Raw genomic sequence first — 17,681 nt, forward strand, 5'->3', positions numbered from 1 at the left:
GCGAAGAAAAAGATGGCTCCCCTTGGGCGCCATAAAGGGCTCAATAGATCCTTCATCCTGCATTGACCCGCTCCGGCTGTTCACAGTTGCGCTAGCCTGACATGTACTCCAAGACTGGCGTTCGTACCCGACATCAGTTGCTGCGACAGACGCTTGAACCTCTTTCGAAACCTCCGAATACGACTGCCGCTCTGGCGGAGCAAGTGGTCCAGTCCAGTTGCCACCCCACAAGTCCGGCAGGCCGAGCCGTGCGAATGCGGCGTGGCGGCACTGGCCATCGTATTGGCGCATCATGGCCTGCCCGTCAGCCTGGAGGCCCTACGCATGCAGGCGGGCTCAACACGACTGGGCCTGACAGCCAGACAGATGGTCCAGCTGGCGCGCAAGAACAGGTGCAACGCAGCTGCATATCGAAGAAACGCCGGCGAATTGTCCGGGCTTGGTCTCCCCGTCATCGCCCACAGCCGCTTCATCCATTTCGTGGTGGTGGAGGCTGTCACATCGACCCATGTACTTATAAACGATCCAGCCTGCGGCCCCCGCCGCATACAACGGGCAGACTTCGAGGCCGACTATACGGGCATCGCGCTGAAGCTGACCCCCTTGGCATCGCACTCCCGACCCGCGCCGGCGCTGGCAAGCGACGCGGAACTGCTGCGCCGCCTGTTCGGCCCTGTCCTCTCCCGGGCGGCCGCGCTCGTTGCAGCCGGGATGCTGTCCCAGGCGGGGATTGTCCTGGCTGCGCTCGCTGTCGCACAAGGCGGATTGTCATGGCTGGGCTTTTTTGCACTCTCCGGCCTGTTGTGGGGCCTTGGACGCGTTTGGCACAGGCAGACGCGGGAAAGCCTGCTTGAACAGGTTTTCACCATGGTGCGCGGCGATGTGGAGACCGGCCTTCGGCGGCTGCCCCTTGACTGGTTCGCCCGACGGGGGAGCGAGCCGGTCGCAAGCCTCCTTGCCTTGCCCCTTCAGGTACAACGGGGCACACGCGTTCTCGTCCGGGTTCTGGACTTGCCAGGCCTGATACTGCCGGCGGCGGCAGCTATTACCCTCGCCGGATATCCCGGCGTTGTGGTGACCGCTGCAGCACTCGCCGCCCTGGCGCTGGCGGTGCTCGTTCCGGCGCGGCGAGGCGATGTCCTCACACAGCGCAGCGGTGACCTCACCGACCTTGCAGAACGGACACCGTATGTCCCGAAGGCGAATGTTCTGAGCCATATCGAAGGCTGGCTTTTCGGCGGCCGCAGCGACGAGCTGGTGCTTCGCCTTGCCGGTGCTCATGCTGCAGACCTGGCGTCAGCATGCGAAGCAGGCGCCGCCACAGCTAGACTGCAGACCTTGATCGACCTTGCACGCTTCGCCGGGGTGGCCGCACTCGGCGCGGCCGCGCTTTCGGACATGAGCACAGGAGAAACGCTTGCACTGGGCCTTCTCGCTGTCAGCCTGCTGGCTCCGCCGGATCGGCTTCTGCCCGTCGCAGCAGCTGTTCAGGGGCTGATCGGTGCGGCGGCAAGACATCAGGATCTCATGGCAAGCGTTGTCCGGCATGCTCGAGAGCCCTTGCATCACCCAGCAACAGATGCGCCGACCTCCCGCCCATCTACCCCTGTGCTGCGGATTCAGACGTCCAAGACGGCCATACTGGCCGCTCCGGGGTCCGTGATTGCCGTCAAGGACCCGGGAGATGGCTCCAGCGCGACAGTCATGCGTGCCCTCGCAGGGCTTGAAGCCATCCCTGGGCTCCACGCAAGCCTTGGTTCCCTGCCCATGGCGGAGGCAGCCACCCGGTTTCCTGGCTGGATCGGATTTCAGGATGTTCCGGTTCCGCTTGGCCCCGGGACGGTTTCCGACATGCTGCGGCTTGGCGCTCCGGGATTACCGGCCGACGCTTTGGTCCGGGCACTCGAGCAAGTCGAACTATACTCGGAGATCAGCCGTCGCGGCGGCCTCGACATGTGGCTCGACCCTGATCGCCCGGCCCTGTCCGGAGGCCAGCAGCGGAGGTTGCTGCTCGCCCGTGATCTTCTGCGGCAGCCTGCCGTTCTGGTGCTGGACGGGCTGTTTGATGCCCTGGAGGCTGACCTCGAAAGGCGACTGCGCGACCGGATCGCCGCCTGTGGCATCACGCTGGTCCTCAGGGGCGAAAGAGCTACCGTCTGTGGCCGCGTCGACCATTGGCTGACACTGGACGGTCTGTGCGATGACTGACACCGCCCGACGCCTTGCCGAGCTTGTAGCGGGCTGCGACCTGCTTGACGAACAGCAGTTGCGTTCCCGCGCCAGAAGCAAAGGGCTTCACTTGCGGCGCGTTCGTCTCAGGGACAACCAGTGGCAGAAGCAGGACATCGGCATTCTCGTTGCCTTTCCCGCCAACCCCAAAACGGCACCCATGACCGCGTTCGTGATCGATACCACTGGCGGACGCGCGCTTGCCGTCGATGCTCATGGCCAGCGCCGTCCAGCTCCGCCTGCCAGCGGCCTTCACGAGGATGCACTTGCCCTTGTTGCCCCGCATGGACGGCGCATGGCGCGGAAAAGCGAGGCTTTGGCTGCCGTCCTCAGCGGCTTGGCAGTTTCCTTGCTGCCAGTCTGCCTGTTGGCGGCACCTGCACTGCCAGTTGCGTGTCTGGTGCTGGCACTTGCAGCCGCTGCCTATGGACTGACAGAACCGCTTCGCCGGCGACTGGCCTTGCGGCATCTGGCATTGGCCGACCTTGAGATCAGTGCCCGCCTCTGGCGCTGGACGAGCACTGCTTCGCGAAGCACTCTCACTCATCCCTCCGCCAGCCACCGGGCCCGGTGGCTGGCGGACCAGGTGCTCGTACGGCGAAAACAAGCGCTCCAAACCTCGCAAAGGCTGCGAGGGCTCGGCCTTGGACTTCCTGCGGGCATCGTACTGGCCTGCGCCGCGCCGGTGCCCCTGGCCTGTGTGGCGATGCTCCTAGGCCCGGCATTATTCTTGCGATACCGCCTGGCACAGCCGGTACAGCGCAGCGACGTCGCCCAGTACCGCGCCTCTGACCGGCTGGACGGTGAGCTGCGCCTGTCCGCAAGATTGATGCCCCGGCTGCGCCTGCTGGGGGCCGGAGATTGGGTTCTCGCACGGGTTGGCCTTAAACTGACCCGCTGGGAAAGGGCTGAAAAACGCCGCCTTGACATGGCAGACCGCCTGCGAAACCTAGAGATAGCACTCCCGCATACCGTCGCCGGACTGGTGCTGCTGAGCGGCGGCCACGTGTCGATAGGGAGCCCCACGGCCAGCCCGATACCCGGACTAGCTCCAGACCTTCTGGCTGTTGCGTTGCTGGCCGGGCTTGTGGTCAAGGCGGGGCTTCTTGTCGCGACACCAACAGGCTACAAAACCCGTCCGCGTCGAACAGCACCGCAATTGCCGGTGCAAGCGCTTCGGACCGAGGCAGGGGGAGCTGATTGTGCGGCATCTCCAGCGCAAGAGGCGCGGATAGAGACACTAGCGATGGAGTCCGTCAGCTTTTTCTACCCGGGCGCAGACCGGCCATTGATCGAAAACCTGAGCCTCGACGTCAGACGTGGCACGATCCTCGCCCTGACCGGTCCTTCGGGATCTGGCAAGACCACCGTGTTGCGGCTCCTGCTTGGACTGCTGGAGCCGCATGCTGGCAGGATAGTGGTCAACGGGCTAGCAGACCTGGCCCTCCCTGCCGCTCCAGGTCGCACAACAGAAGCGGGAACGGCGCCCTCACACCGCCAGGGAAGCGTGCAGATCTGGGACTGGGCCACCTTTCGTCCTCGGCTCGGGGCGGTCTTTCAGGACGAGGCAACGGGCATGGACACAATCCGGAACGTCATTCTCGGCATGGCACCGGTTTCAGAGACAGATCTGAGCTGGGCGTTGGGATTGACAGGGCTGCAGGATGACATAGCCGCATTGCCAATGGGCATACAGACACTTGTCGCGGAGGGCATTGTTCCGCGCAGTCTGGACCAGCGTCTTCTCATCGCCCGCGCACTCGTGCGCCGTCCAGATATCCTGGTCCTTGACGAGACAACGTCGGATCTTGCAGAGGATCAGCAAAACCGGTTGCTTGCCGGTTTGCGCGAAGCAGAAATTGGTGCCGTTATCGCCACGCATCGCGCGAGCACGTTGGCATTGGCTGATAAGGTGGTTCGGCTTCCGGCGTGAGCACGGCAGGGAGACGCCCCTGCCGCGCTGGTGCAAGCATATGCTCCGCGCTCAGCCTAGCTAAATCAACCAGGAAGGATCTTTCGTGTCTGGTTGTTCAGGTCACCGTTGACACAGCGGTGAGCAGTTCCCCCTGCAACGAGATCCAGTTCGTCCTCACTGAGCGCATCGTCCTCGACTGGCGCCAAGACCTGAAATCCCTCTGCCGTCTCGATCACCACGAAAGTCTGTGGCAAGCTGATCCCATAGTGGCGGGAAACAGCCCCATTAAGATCGGCGAGAGCTTCGGCGCGGAACGCGCCGTCCTCACTCAGCCGGCGCTGAATTTCCGTAACCTGTTCGACACCAAACATTTTGTACAGATCAATCGCCATCATCAATTCTCCTGTTGTTTACATGAAGGGGTGGGTCGTTGGCAGGCTGTCAAGGCGAGAGAGTGCCGGCCATCGCCGTGCCGCATGACCCAATGCTCGTCGACCCGCAGCGCAATGGGGCCGAAACGGCGGCGAACCATCTGCATCATCCGGGGGGCACTGGTATAGAACTGGACAATCGAGGCAGGGCCATAGGCTTCGACCTGAGCTGACATCGCGGCCCGGAAGCCGCCGACCAGCCAGCCACCATGCCAAAGATCTTCAGTGAGATAGGCGGAGCGATAGACGATGGCCTTACGGTCACGATGCCCCTCAAGCGGCAGGACGCGCGCATGTTCTGCGGTGACCCATCCAACCAGTCGACCGTCCCGCCGCACCTGGACCGAACAAGCCGGTTCAAAGCGCTCGGCGTCTGGAGCCGGATCAAAGCCGCTGACATAGTCTGGCTGCCGCTGCAGGTCAGCGAGCGCAAGTTCGTCGGCAATACTGAGCTGCGACCAGGGCGTTACGTTCTGGATTTTCACGTTGCCAGAGCGCCGTCGAACCGCTGGAGAGGCATCGGCGGCGGCCAGAAAACGGGCAGCCTCGCCAAACACGATCAATTCCTCGAGTATTGGTGCCGCAAAACCGGCTGCGCATAAGACATGCTCAAGCGCACTACGGTGCTGCAGACGCGAGGTGTAGGCCGCACTCACGTGCGAGGCGCCATTTGCCTGGACCTCCTTGACGAAAGCGGTCGAGAGCGCCCGGCCAATGCCTCTGTTTCGCACCTGCGGCGCAACAGCCAGTGACAGCAGGTGAGCGCTGGATGACTGTCCGTCCGCAGAAGTGAGCGTAAAGCCGAGGGCCAGCCCCACCGGAACGCCGGCAATGCGAGCCCCAATGGCAACCCATGGCGCAGTTATAGGGGTCAGATGTCGGGCAAGGCGCGGATATCCAAATCTGGAGAATGCCGCTGCATCGTTCTGCAGCCGCTCGACATTTACCCCAGCGAGCTTCAAGGGCGCGCAGTGTGCACCGGAAACCTGCACCACCTGGTTCATTTCTCCCTCGCGCCAGTTTACCTGCTGAAGCATCAGACAGCAGACTTGTTGCTTCATTGGACAGCTGCCCTCAGTTTTTCGCGGCCATCAGGCAGGATCGCAAGGAAACATTCTGGGTGGATTGCGGAACAAGTTGTTACAAATGGTGCGCATAGCCTCTCATGCATGGCCGTAGCAGCCCGAGTGCCCGCACAGCACATAGTCCCGCGCAGCGTTCGGCTGGGGTGAGGAGATCGGGCGAAAGAGGATTGGGGCGCTTCCTGCCAGGCGCCTCTTCCATCCAACCATGGCGCCTGGGATTTCTGTGGCTTGATGAACGCCGGGCTTCTAAATCGGGTGGATTGAGGCTGTTCGCGTTCATCTTCGTCTCCCCGTGCGCGACCCGTTCGGTCACGGCTACACCAAGGCGTGGCAGATGGAGCAAGCCAAGCTATCCGGGCATGGGGCTTGCGTTCGCTCTCATAGATTCCGGCAGGCCTGCCTGGTGCCCGGAGCAGGTATGATCATCCATTTGGATTGCCTGGGGCGCTAGCCGCTGTTTCGACCGCCGGAGCGGTGATAGGGCCCGGACGGCAACCCGGTCATTTCAGGCCGCAAGACATGAAGATCAACGCCGCCGGAAGACCCGCTTGATTATGATTTAAGCAGCCGGCAGCGTTCGCCTCTGGCGGTAAGTCCGCCAAAATGTCATTAAAGTTACATTTTGCCCTGCAATAACGACAATATCAGGTGAGCATCTCCTCGCTTTTGATAAGTTTCGTCATATCAGGATTCCAAAATGTCGCAAAGTTTACTTTCTGGCGCGCGCCGTCTTGCGCGGCTGGCCAGTGTTTCGCGTCTTACCCTTGCGATTTGCAGTGCCACGGTTGCAAGCTTTGCCGGACCGGCACTGGCTGCAGATGGCACTTTCCGGCTGCTGACCTTCAACACGTGGAACGAGCGCTTCCGCAATGATGTGTCGCAGATGTCGGATTTCTTCGCCAACGGCCAGTACGACATCATCGCCTGGCAGGAGTTGCGTGCGAACAGCCCCTATGCTGCGCAGGTTCCTCCCATGCTGCAGGGACTTGGCCTTGGCACCTACACCAGCACCCAGACGGGTGACACAGGCATTACATCACGCCTGACCGGCACGATGGGCGGTGTCAATGGCAGTGGCACCCAGGGCAACCGCTTCAGCTTCATCCAGCTCGATGCGCAGAACATGCTGCCGCAGACAACCGTGGCCTCGGTTCACTTTGACTATGCCGACGAGTCGGTGCGCCGCCTCCAGGAAGCGCGCAACCTGCTTGACTGGGCCAGAACCGTGGATGGACCGCTGATCGTGACGGGTGACTTCAACGCCGGTGACGTCTCCGAGCGCGGCCTGCATCACGTTGATCAGCAGAAGCTCCTGCTGCGCAGCTATCTGACCTCCAACAACAACTTCTATTATGACCTGCTGACCCAATATGCGGTGGACCGCACGCAACTGGACAGCTTCATCAGCACCAACAACGGCCGTAATCTGAGCAACTCCGACATTCCGGACACGATGTTCGTGCCCGAAACCTATGCGGTTGAGAGCAATACGCCGCAGACGCTGAATGTGTTGAAGAAGCAGTTCATCCTTCTGCAAAAGCCGGGCGAGCGTGAGCAGTTTGCTCCGCATGATCTGCTGGACGGCAGCACCACCTGGCCCAGTGCCGGCGAGGATGCCACCAACACCTGGCCCAGCTGGGACCGCGCCAAGATTGACCACATCCTTGTCTCCCGTCCCTTCGGCAAATGGTGGGATCTCGCCAGCGATCCGAATGATGCCTATACTGGGGTCATCGACCAGGCCGGCTTTGCCAACAACGGCACGACGCCGCTGAGCGACCACGAGCTGACGGCCCATGACATGAAGTGGGTTGGCCCAGCGCTGCAGAAATACGCCACGGGCCAGGGAGCGGCCGATCAAACCCGGCTGGTCTGGGGCACGGAAGCTGCCGTGTTCAACGAGAAAAACAAGGTCTTCTACCTGACGCGCAATAACATGCGCACCGACCTCTATCTCGGCCAGATTGCCGACGAGGACGGCATGCCGATTCTCGCCAATCTGACGCTGGCCGAAAAGAAGACGCTGCTCGATTGCATGAGCAAGGATCCGCGCTTCCAGCAGGCCATCCAGGATTACTGTATCGACGACCACAGCTTCATCGGTGAAACGCTGGTCAAGAATGGCGGCACCGTCATCGTTGATGAGGATGCAGCCCTTGGCGGTTCAAACGCCCAGCTGCGCCTTGCCGATGGCCGCCTGCGCGTTGCCGGCACCGGCATGGGTGAGCTGAACCGCGCCGTGGTTCTGGAAGGCACTGGCGGTGCCATCGATGTGGAAGCCGCAGGCCATTCGCTCACCATCGCCCGCACGGTTTCCGGCTCGGGCTCGCTGACCAAGGAAGGCGCAGGACGCCTGAACCTCACCGGCGTCAACACCTACACGGGCGGAACCACCGTCGCTGGCGGCACCTTGTCGGTGAACGGCTCCATCGCCAGCTCATCCCTGGTCACGGTTCTGGATGGCGGCACGCTTGGCGGCACCGGCACCACCAGCGCTCTGCGGATCGCCCGGGGCGGCGTTCTGGCACCCGGCAACTCCATCGGCACGCTGAACGTCAATGGTGACGTGACATTCGATCCGGGCTCGATCTACCGGGTGGAGGTGGATCAGAGCGGCAACAGCGACAAGCTGGCCGCCACCGGCACGATCACCATCAACAACAGCACGCTCGACTTCGTGCCGGTCAACACCAGCATCGTGCCCCAGGCAACCTACACCATCTTCTCGGCCGCAGGCGGCATCTCGGGCACATTCGGTTCCGTCACCTCCAGCTTTGCCTTCCTCAACCCCTATCTGACCTACACAGGCAACAGCATCAGCCTTCAGCTGCAGCGCAATGACGTGCGCTTTGCCGATGTGGCGGGCAGCGCCAATGGCAAGGCCGTTGCCAACGCCATCGACAGCATGAGCGCCAGCGATCCGCTGTTCGATGCCCTTCTGCCACTCTATGCCACGACGGCACGTGATGGCTTCCAGCAGCTTTCTGGCGAGTTCTATGCCTCCATGGCAGGCGCACTGGCTGAGGAAAGCCAGTTCAGCCGCGACGCCGTCACCTCCCGCATGCGGGCTCCGGCCTCCGGCTTCACGGACGGGCGCTGGCAGCCCTGGATGCAGAGCTACGGCGCCTTCGGCCGCACCGGTGGCGATGGCCTCGACACCCTGAAGCGGACCAGCGGCGGCGTGTTCTTCGGCACGGACATCGCGATCGACAGCACAACGCGCCTTGGCGTCATGGGCGGCTACGGCTACACACACCTCGCAAGCAAGGGTGCGGCAGCTTCGGCGGATGCCAACAGCGGGCTCATCGGCCTTTATGGTGCGACCGCGATCGACAAGCTGCGCTTCACCTATGGCTCCACCGTCTCCTTCTCCCGCGCCGATGCGGAGCGTACCGTTGCCTTCGGCAGCTTTGCCAACAGCCTGCGGGCCAAGGTGAATGGCACCACCGCACAGGTGTTCGGTGAAGCCGCCTATGCCTTCGATCTGGAAAAGGTCACGCTCGAGCCTCTGGCAGGCCTGGCCCACGTGCATGTGCACAGCGGCTCCTTTGCCGAAAGCGGTGGTGCAGCGGCACTGTCCGGTTCTTCTTCCGGTTACGATGCCACCTTCACTACGCTGGGGCTTCGGGCTTTCACCGACCTGAAGCTGGGGGAAACGCTCGCGCGTGTCTCTGCCGAGGCTGGCTGGCGCCATGCATTCGGTGACAAGCCGCAGACCACCCTGGCGTTCGACCGCGGCAACGCCTTCAGCATCGAAGGCGCAGGCGCAAACCGCGACACCGCGTTCATCCGGACAGGTGTGGATGTAAGCCTGCGGGAGAATGCTTCGCTGTCGTTGAAGTATACCGGCGGCTTCTCGCAGGATGGTGGCACCCATGGCATTAATGCCGGTGTGAAGATCCGCTTCTAAGCATCCATCGGCCAGCTATCAGTGCAGGGCGGAGCAATCCGCCCTGTTTGTTTTATTTTTTCACACCTTCTGCCATTGCCTGCGCCAGGACAGAAGGTTAGCGTTCGTCAGAACGCAGCTGAATCCGGAATTATGTCTTGAAGGTCGGCAATGGATAAAAAGACCCGGCGGCAGTCGGAAATTCTGCTGCAACTTGAAAAGGTGCGTTACCTTTCCCTGGAAGACATCAGCCAGGCATTCAACGTGACCACGCAGACGGCACGCCGGGATGTGCAGGATCTGGAACTGGCAGGAAAGGTGCGGCGCCTTCACGGTGGAGCCACGCTTGCCCAGCCGGTCGACCCCTTGGTGCTGCGCGCCCGCCGGGTGGAAAATGCCGCTGCGAAGGCGCGTATCGGCGAGGCCGTGGCGCGCGGCATTGCGGATGGGTCGGCCATCTTCATTGACGCAGGCACCACATGCGAGGCGGTGGCCCGTGCCCTGCTGGGCCACAAGGGCCTCAGGGTCGTCACCTATTCCCTCAGGGTGGCAACGCTGCTCAGCGAGGGCACGGATTTCACCGTGGCCGTGCCTGGGGGCTTTGTGCGGCAGGTAGATGCAGGCGTGTTCCGCGCCGAGACACCGGAATTCATCGGCAGGTTCAAGTTCGACTGTGCCATCATCTCCGTCAGCGGCATCGATTCTGCGGGCGATATAGGCGATGACGATCATGCGGAAGTCGCCGCCGTGCAGGCCGCCATGCGCCAGTCGGAGCGTATCGTGCTGGCCGTGGACAACAGCAAGTTCGGCCGCCGTGCCCTCGTCAAGCTTTCCGGCCTCTCCGGCATCCACGAACTTGTCTGCGACGCCGAGCCGGATGCCCCCTTGCGGGCGCTCCTTGATCAGGCCGCCGTTCAGGTCACAGTCGCTACGTGACGGGCATGCCCATCAGGCATCAAAGGCCCGCCGCGGAGCGGCGGGCTCGCAGGGTCATTCGGCCGGTGCGGAGAAAAGCAGGCCAGATGGCTTGGAGCGTGCTGCAAGGGCCAGGGCACCGACAAGCAGCCATCCGGCCGTGAAGGCCGCGATCCACCAGGGCGATCCGGCCGGAGCGATGACAGCCGTCAGCCCCAGCGCTCCGATGACTACCCGTGACTGAAGTGATAGCGGCCGTCCGCACCAGCCCCCGAAAGCAATGGCCCATAGTGCAGTCGATGCAAGAAGTGCCAGACCGCCCAGACCAATCTGCAATGCTGTTCCCTGCCACAGGATCGCCGGATCAAAGATGAAGCTGAAGGGCACGAAAAACGCAACCAGCGAAAGGCCAAAGGCGGAAAAGCTGGTCTTCATCACCGGCGCCTTGCCCACGGCAGCGGCGGCAAAGGAGGCCAGAGCGACCGGCGGCGTCACCATGGACAGCACACAATAGTAGAAGATGAACATGTGCGCCGCGAGGGGCGGAATGCCCAGATCCTTGATGGCCGGAACGAACAGCACCGCGCCGATGATATAAGCGGCCACCGTTGGCAGGCCCATGCCCATGACGATGCAGCCAAGCATGGCGAGCAGCAGCGAGGCAAACAGGGAACCTTCCGCAACGGACGCCAGGGAGCCTGCAAATTTCAGCGCCAGATTGGACTGCACAGCCACGGCAATGACCACGCCGATGATCGCAATCGGCACGGCCACTTCTGCAGCCTGCCGAGGAGCTTCCCTGAGCGCCTCGGCCACAGCCTTCCAGCTGTAGCGCGTGTTCTTGCGCAGGAATGGCACCACAAAGCAGGATGCCGCGGCAACAACGGCCGAATAGGCGGCTGAAAAGCCGCTCATCAGCGCGCCGACGAGGATCAGCGGTGGCAGCAGCAGGTGAAGGCGCGGACCTATGGCCTGCGTTGCCGCAACCTCATCTGCCGTCATCGCCCGCAAGCCGTCGCGGCGGGCCATCAGGTCCACCACCAGCAGCAGCGCCAGATAGAAGGCTACGGCGGGAATGAGTGCGGCCAGCGCCACCTGTGCGTAAGGAACATTCAACATTTCGGCCATGATGAAGGCAGCAACGCCCATGACCGGCGGCATGATCTGCCCGCCTGTTGACGCGATGGCTTCGATGCCTGCAGCACGGTGGTCCGGAAAGCCTGTCTTCTTCATGAGCGGAATGGTCAGGACGCCCGTCGAGACCACATTCGCCACAGCGCTGCCGGAGATCGACCCCATGAGGGAGGAGGAAATGATCGCGGCCTTCGCGGTGCCGCCATTGGCTCTGCCTGCCATACGGATCGCGAGGTCAATGAACAGCTGACCGCCGCCAACCGCCGCATAGGCTGCGCCGAACATGATGAAATAGAAGATGAAGTTGACCGATGTCGACGTGGTGATGCCCAGAACACCGGCTGTCGTCATGGTGGTGATTTCGATGGCCGCGTCCAGATCAAAGCCCCGGAAGGACAGCCAGCCCGGCAGAAGATTGCCCCAGAAGGCATAGGCGATGAAGGCAAGCAGAACCCAGACCAGCACCATGCCGACCGCACGCCGCGCCCCTTCCAGAAGCAGCAGCACGAAGACGCAGCCAGCCGCGATATCCTGCGGCAGGACAGGCGACACATTCTCCATGCGGGTGGTCAGCCGGTCATATTCTGCAAGGTAGTAGGCGCCAACGCCCAGCGCCGCCAGAACCAGAGCTGCATCCACAAGCGCTCTGGGCAAGGTGCTGCGGCCTTCCTTCTGCAAGGGCGACCAGAGGAACAGAAGGATCAGCGCAATGCAGACATGGGCCGGCCGCTCGAACAGCGGCTGCTGCGGCACAACAATGATCCAGAGCTGAAACAGAATGAAGAGAACACCCAGAACGAACCGGGTTGAACTCACGACCGAGCGGACAGACAGGGCTTGCATTTTTCGGACCTCCTCCCAGGGCGCGAACAGACAGGTGGCCGGTGCCGGGGGACGGCACCGGCTGCGGCGGAGTTACATCCAGCCGCGTTCCTTGAAGTAGCGGACAGCACCGGGATGAAGCTCGATCCCGACCGCCTCGGGCTTCCAGGCCGTCTCCGGCTTGAACTGCGCCCAGGCCGCGTGGGATTTTGCCAGAGCCTCGGCATTCTCGCAGAGGGTCTTGGTGATCAGGTAGGCCTTCTCCTCGTCGAGCGAAGCGTGAGCTACCAGCATGGTGCCCAGATTTGCCCCGGCCGTTCCAGAAGTCTGACCATCGAACCACGGCCCATAGGTGCCCGCTGTCATGCCGCTGGCGGTCATGACATCAAGCGCCTTCTGCGGAATGTCGAGGAAGGCCATCGGCGTGGTCAGGGCCACTTCCGAAATGGTCGGATGCCCCTTGACCACGGTGTCGATGTAGATATCGGCACCGCCGTTGCGCAGCACATCGGGGATCTGCGGTGTGTCCAGCTGCACAATGTCGCCGCCGTCCGCCTTGATCTTCTGCGCACTGGAGCCCAGCGCCTCAAGGATCATGTGCGCGGCGGGCACTGCGCTGGAACCGGCCGGCTTCATCAGAATGCGGACCGGTTTGCCGGAGGCAAGAATGGCCTCCAGGTCACTTGTGCCCATCTGGTCCACAAAGGCCTTGCGTGCAATCACGCCGATATAAACATCGTTGAGCCCGCCCACCAGCGCCCGGATATCCGGTGCGGAGGCGCCTTCATAAACCGGATTTCCGTCGCGTGCCCAGACAGCGGATGCCACGTTGGACAGGGCGATCTCGGCCTTGCCTGACTGCACGACCATGGGATTGGCCACACCGCCGCCGCGCGCCAGCACCTCGACGGAATTCGGGCCCAGCACCGGTTCGATCATCTGTTCGAGAGTGGCAGCAAAGACATACCACGAGGTGCCCTCGCGCATGGCGCCAATGCGGATGTCCTGGGCCTGAGCCAGCGACCCGAAAAGAACCGCTGCGGCGAGTGCTCCGGCACCGGCCTTCAGGTGCCCGCTGATAAACTTGATCATGTTTCCTCCTCCCTTGCTCCCCTGTGGCAAAGCCCCCGCGCCTCACCGCGGGGGCTTTGTACCTTATTCTGCGGCCAGAAGCTGCTGATCGACGCGGCCGATGCCGGCCGCCTCGAAGGCTGCGAAGATTTCCTTCTCAGCCTTTTCGCCGAGGTCCTTCAGAGGCTCGCGGATGGTTGCATGGTCCAGGACGCCACGATGGACGAGGCCGAGCTTCAGCGCCACAGTGCCCTCCATATGCGAACCGCGGTGATAGACAGCGCGGGTGACCGGAAGAAGCTGTTCAAAGATCTTCCGGGCTTCGGGATAGTTCTGTGCCTTGCCGGCCTCGATCAGATCAATGAGCAGTTCCGGAGCGATGTTGCCGTAGCCGACCAGCAGGCCGTCCACGTCAAACATCGTCGGCAGCAGCCATTCGTCATGGCAGGACAGGATCTGCAGATCCGGATTGGCTCTCTTCAGCTGCGGAATTTCGACGTACCAGCGTTTCATGTTACGCACGCCGTTCTTTGTGGCTACAACGCCTTCCTGCGTGGCGATGTCCAGCTGGGTGTCCAGATCATAGCTGGCCTTGGTGGCATCGGGATACTGGAACAGGATTTCCTGCAGGCCGGACTCCTCCCAGATGGCCTTGTACCGGCTCTGCGGAGCGCCCTTCTGGTAGCCGAAACGCAGCCAGCCATGGTTCGGATACACCCGCGCCAGTTGCTCCGGCCGCCTTGCACTTGCGGGCCTCGGTTGCTGCCACCTTGGTGCCCTCACCAGTGATGCCGGCAATGATGGGGATCTGGCCGTTCACCGCTTCCACATAGACCTCGATGAGCTTCAGGCGCTCTTCCTCGGTGAGGAAGGTGCCTTCACCTGCATGGCCAAGGATCACGAGGCTCTTGACGCCGTTGATTGAGGCCAGCCAACGGGCAACACGGGCATTGGCGGCATAGTCGACGTTGCCATCGCGGTCAAACACGGTCACGGGGGCGGGGCTGAGGCCGCGCAGATCCATCGGATTCATTGAGTTTCTCCTCCTCAAACTTTGCCGCAGACAGCCGTCCATCAGCAAAGGGAACGATATTGGGAACGTTCCCAATATCTGTTTGATCGCTGGTGCTGTCAAGTGGTAGAACCTCAAAATCCTGGCGCGAGGGACAGAGGGCGATTCGATGAAAAGTGACAAACGTGATGTGACTTCCCCTGCGCGCGTCACGATTCTGGACGTGGCGAAGGCCGCTGGTGTGTCGAAATCCAGCGTCTCCCGGTTCCTGGATGAGCGCATGCCGAAGTCGGACAGCGAGACCGCCCGAAGGGTGCGGCAGGTGGCGGCAGATCTTGGCTATGTGCGCGATGTTTCCGCCTCATCGCTCCGTCGCGGCAAGACCGGCATGGTGGGTGTTATTGTTCCGCGGCTGACGGATACGGTGATGGCCATGGTCTACGAGGCCCTTTCCCGTGCCGCTGCAAGAGCCGGCCTTTTCACCATCGTGGCAACGACCGAGGACGAGCCCGGGGCTGACAGGCGCGCCGCCGATGCCCTGCTGCGGCGGGGCGTGGACGGCCTGATCCTGGCGACAGCGCGCGATGGAGAGGAACTGACCGGCGAGCTGATGGACCGGAACGTGCCCTTTGTGCTCACCTTGCGCACCAACGGGCAGTGCCGGTCCTCTGTGGGTGATGATGTCCTCGGCGGATACCTTGCCACACGCCACCTGATCGACCTTGGCCACCGGCGTATCGGCCTGATTGCCGGTCCGGCCTTTGCCTCAAGCGCAAGAGGCCGCGTTGAGGGCTATCGTGCAGCAATGGCGGAAGCAGGGCTCGAAGTGCATTCAGGCTGGGTACGGGAATCGACCTTCGGCATTGAATCAGGCGGGGAAGCAGCCCGAGCGCTGATGCAGCTGAGCGACTGCCCGACAGCCATCTTTGCGGTCAATGACAACACGGCCATCGGCGCCATGTCGGCCCTCAGCCGCATGGGCCTGTCTGTGCCCGGCGACGTCTCACTTGCAGGCTATAACGATATCCCCATCGTCAGCCACCTGCCGACGCCGCTGACATCGGTCAAGGTGCCCTTCGACCAGATTGCCACCGTTGCCTTCGAGCTTCTGGCCGCTGAAGACCTGAAGCCGCAAGACCTCATCCGCATGGCCACTCCAACCCTGATCCCCCGCAAGTCAACCGCACCGGTGCCGCCAAGCGGCAAGTGAAACGCCGGGAAGGCCTTGCGGAACGGCCTGCCCTGCCTTCATGCATCAGCCTCGCACGGAGCTGCAGGCAGCATTTGCGCTGCAGCATCCAGGGCCTTTGTAAATCTGGCTAAGGAAACGTAACGGGCCTTTCCGGTGTGCCAGGCTCAACAATAACCACTGGGTAACGCTGATGTTTGAATCACGCGGCCAATATGTCCAGTGTGTCCTGTGCCCCGATGCACTTCATCGCCCTGACCGAGGCCTTGAAGATGCTTGACCTTGGGCGTGCGATCTTCCACAACATTCTTGGTGTCCCAGGGAAGAGCGGGCTGATCTGAGAAGAACATCACGCGCGGAGCGCATCTTTTTACAAGCCGGACAGGTTCCGGACAGGAAAGATGCCTAATGATCCTGAGCCTTGCCGGGCTATGGGGGAGATACCAAGCTTGGCGAAGCGCCTGCCATGGGCCATGCCCGGCAGCGCTGTAACGCATCTACGGGAGGACTGAATGATCAAAGACCTTAATATCACGCGCCGTGTGGCTCTCGGGCTGGCGGCTGGCGCCATGGCTCTTGGCCTGGCAGGCCCGGCTGCGGCGGAGGTCAATTTCGCCGGCAAGACGATCGAGTGGATCATTCCGTTCTCCGCTGGCGGCGGCTCCGACACCTGGGCGCGCTTCAACGCACCGCTGCTGACGAAGTATCTGCCGGGCAATCCGGTGGTTGTCGTGGTGAACGAGCCGGGCGGCGGCTCGACCAAGGGCACGAACCTCTTCGCAGCCCGCGCCAAGCCGGATGGCCTGACGATCCTCGGCACCTCCGGTTCGACCCAGTTCCCCTATCTGCTGGGCGACCCGCGCGTGCGCTATGAATACAAGGACTGGAAGATCGCCATGGCTGGCCCGACCGGCGGTGTCGTCTATGCCTCTCCCAGTCTGGGCCTGAAAGGTCCGCAGGACATTGCCATGCTCAAGGGCAAGGAGCTGGTCTACGCCAGCCAGGGCGCTACCTCGCTCGACCTTGTGCCGCTGCTCGGCTTCCGTCTGATGGACTTCAAGGTGCAGCACGTGTTCGGCTTCAAGGGCCGCGGTGACGGCCGCCTCGCCTTCGAGCGCGGTGAAGTCAACATCGACTATCAGACCTCTTCTGCCTATCTGAAGAACGTGCAGCCGCTGGTCGATGCTGGCCAGGCCGTTCCGCTGTTCAGCTGGGGCGTCTTGAACGAAGCCGGCGACGTCGTGCGTGACCCGACCTTCCCGGACCTGCCGTCCTTTGTTGAAGCCTATGAGATCCTGACCGGAAAGAAGCCCTCCGGCTCGGATTTTGACGCCTACTTTGCCTTCTTCACCGCCGGCTTCCCGGCCCAGAAGATGGTGTTCCTGCCGAAGGGCACGCCGGACGAAATCGTTGCCGCCTATCAGAAGGCCTTCGAGGACATGAAGGCAGACCCTGAGTATCAGGCCAATGCAGAAGCCATTCTGGGCACCTACGGCCAGGTGACCGGCAAGCTGGCCCAGGCACTGTTCGAGAAGGGCACGACCATCTCTCCCGAGCTGCGCGCTCAGGTGGCCAATATGCTGGCCGCAGACTACGGCGTGAAGCTGGGCGAGTAACGCCTCCCATCGCCTAGGATCAAGACGGACCCCGCCCGGGGTCCGTCCTTCGTGTTTTGTGGATGCCGCATCCTTGGCGGCAGCGCGGCCCCCGACGGGGCTGTATGAGCCCGGCGCACCGGGTAGTGCTCAGACCTCTTTCGCATTGCCGGCGCCTGCCGCCTGAGCCTGCCGGGGCATGATACGCCCCTATCTCTGCGCCATGGCATAACGCGGAAGCACCCGCCGTGATTGACACGTTATTGTCTGCGCTTGGCGCGCTTTTGTCTTTGCAGCACCTTTTCTACATGCTGATCGGAGTGTCGGTTGGCCTTGTGATCGGTGTCATTCCCGGGCTTGGCGGCATCGCCGGTCTGTCGCTGCTCATTCCGTT

Annotated in this window: 10 protein-coding genes and 1 pseudogene; 6 read left to right on the forward strand and 5 right to left on the reverse strand. The window is 62.4% G+C overall.

Annotated features, from left to right (window positions below; translation table 11 throughout):
* Positions 1 to 153 precede the first annotated feature (153 nt).
* Together V6L75_RS15215 and V6L75_RS15220 are read left to right on the forward strand one after the other, a co-directional pair.
* Complete coding sequence (locus V6L75_RS15215; protein ID WP_334252327.1) at positions 154 to 2,208, forward strand: cysteine peptidase family C39 domain-containing protein; 2,055 nt, start codon at positions 154 to 156, stop codon at positions 2,206 to 2,208.
* Positions 2,201 to 4,162 (forward strand): ATP-binding cassette domain-containing protein, encoded by a 1,962-nt coding sequence (locus tag V6L75_RS15220; RefSeq protein ID WP_334252328.1) that lies wholly within the window; start codon positions 2,201 to 2,203, stop codon positions 4,160 to 4,162. Before V6L75_RS15215 ends, V6L75_RS15220 begins: the two co-directional genes overlap by 8 nt.
* A gap of 65 nt (positions 4,163 to 4,227) precedes the next feature.
* Here V6L75_RS15220 and V6L75_RS15225 read toward each other — a convergent pair whose 3' ends face one another.
* Together V6L75_RS15225 and V6L75_RS15230 are read right to left on the reverse strand one after the other, a co-directional pair.
* Positions 4,228 to 4,539, reverse strand: a complete 312-nt coding sequence (locus tag V6L75_RS15225; protein ID WP_334252329.1) for a hypothetical protein — start codon at positions 4,537 to 4,539, stop codon at positions 4,228 to 4,230.
* Positions 4,539 to 5,636 (reverse strand): GNAT family N-acetyltransferase, encoded by a 1,098-nt coding sequence (locus V6L75_RS15230; RefSeq protein ID WP_334252330.1) that lies wholly within the window; start codon positions 5,634 to 5,636, stop codon positions 4,539 to 4,541. The genes V6L75_RS15225 and V6L75_RS15230 overlap by 1 nt, the downstream gene beginning before the upstream one ends.
* Before the next feature lie 721 nt (positions 5,637 to 6,357).
* Between V6L75_RS15230 and V6L75_RS15235 the strand changes: the two genes are divergently transcribed.
* Together V6L75_RS15235 and V6L75_RS15240 are read left to right on the forward strand one after the other, a co-directional pair.
* Entirely contained in the window at positions 6,358 to 9,570 is a 3,213-nt protein-coding gene (locus V6L75_RS15235) for an autotransporter domain-containing protein (protein ID WP_334252331.1), read from the forward strand.
* Positions 9,571 to 9,720: 150 nt separating this feature from the next.
* Positions 9,721 to 10,485 carry a DeoR/GlpR family DNA-binding transcription regulator gene (locus tag V6L75_RS15240; protein ID WP_334252332.1) on the forward strand — a complete coding sequence of 255 codons (765 nt, stop codon included), beginning with the start codon at positions 9,721 to 9,723 and terminating at the stop codon, positions 10,483 to 10,485.
* A 54-nt stretch (positions 10,486 to 10,539) separates the two neighbouring features.
* Here the strand turns inward: V6L75_RS15240 and V6L75_RS15245 are convergent, their stop codons facing one another.
* The 3 genes and pseudogenes from V6L75_RS15245 to V6L75_RS15255 form a co-directional block, all read right to left on the reverse strand.
* Complete coding sequence (locus V6L75_RS15245) at positions 10,540 to 12,441, reverse strand: TRAP transporter permease (protein ID WP_334252333.1); 1,902 nt, start codon at positions 12,439 to 12,441, stop codon at positions 10,540 to 10,542.
* Between the two features lie 72 nt (positions 12,442 to 12,513).
* The gene (locus V6L75_RS15250; protein WP_334252334.1) at positions 12,514 to 13,512 is read right to left on the reverse strand and encodes a TAXI family TRAP transporter solute-binding subunit; all 999 of its coding nucleotides are present in this window, start codon (positions 13,510 to 13,512) and stop codon (positions 12,514 to 12,516) included.
* Positions 13,513 to 13,575: 63 nt separating this feature from the next.
* Positions 13,576 to 14,524: pseudogene (locus tag V6L75_RS15255) on the reverse strand (dihydrodipicolinate synthase family protein).
* Positions 14,525 to 14,672: 148 nt separating this feature from the next.
* On the opposite strand from V6L75_RS15255, the gene V6L75_RS15260 reads away from it, so the two are divergent.
* The gene (locus V6L75_RS15260; protein WP_334252335.1) at positions 14,673 to 15,713 is read left to right on the forward strand and encodes a LacI family DNA-binding transcriptional regulator; all 1,041 of its coding nucleotides are present in this window, start codon (positions 14,673 to 14,675) and stop codon (positions 15,711 to 15,713) included.
* A 491-nt stretch (positions 15,714 to 16,204) separates the two neighbouring features.
* Positions 16,205 to 17,308: a tripartite tricarboxylate transporter substrate-binding protein gene (locus V6L75_RS15265; RefSeq protein ID WP_334252336.1), complete on the forward strand. Its 1,104-nt coding sequence runs from the start codon at positions 16,205 to 16,207 to the stop codon at positions 17,306 to 17,308.
* The last annotated feature ends 373 nt before the right edge of the window (positions 17,309 to 17,681 follow it).

The organism is Pannonibacter anstelovis (assembly GCF_036881715.1).
In the GTDB taxonomy this organism is placed as follows: Bacteria; Pseudomonadota; Alphaproteobacteria; order Rhizobiales; family Stappiaceae; genus Pannonibacter; species Pannonibacter anstelovis.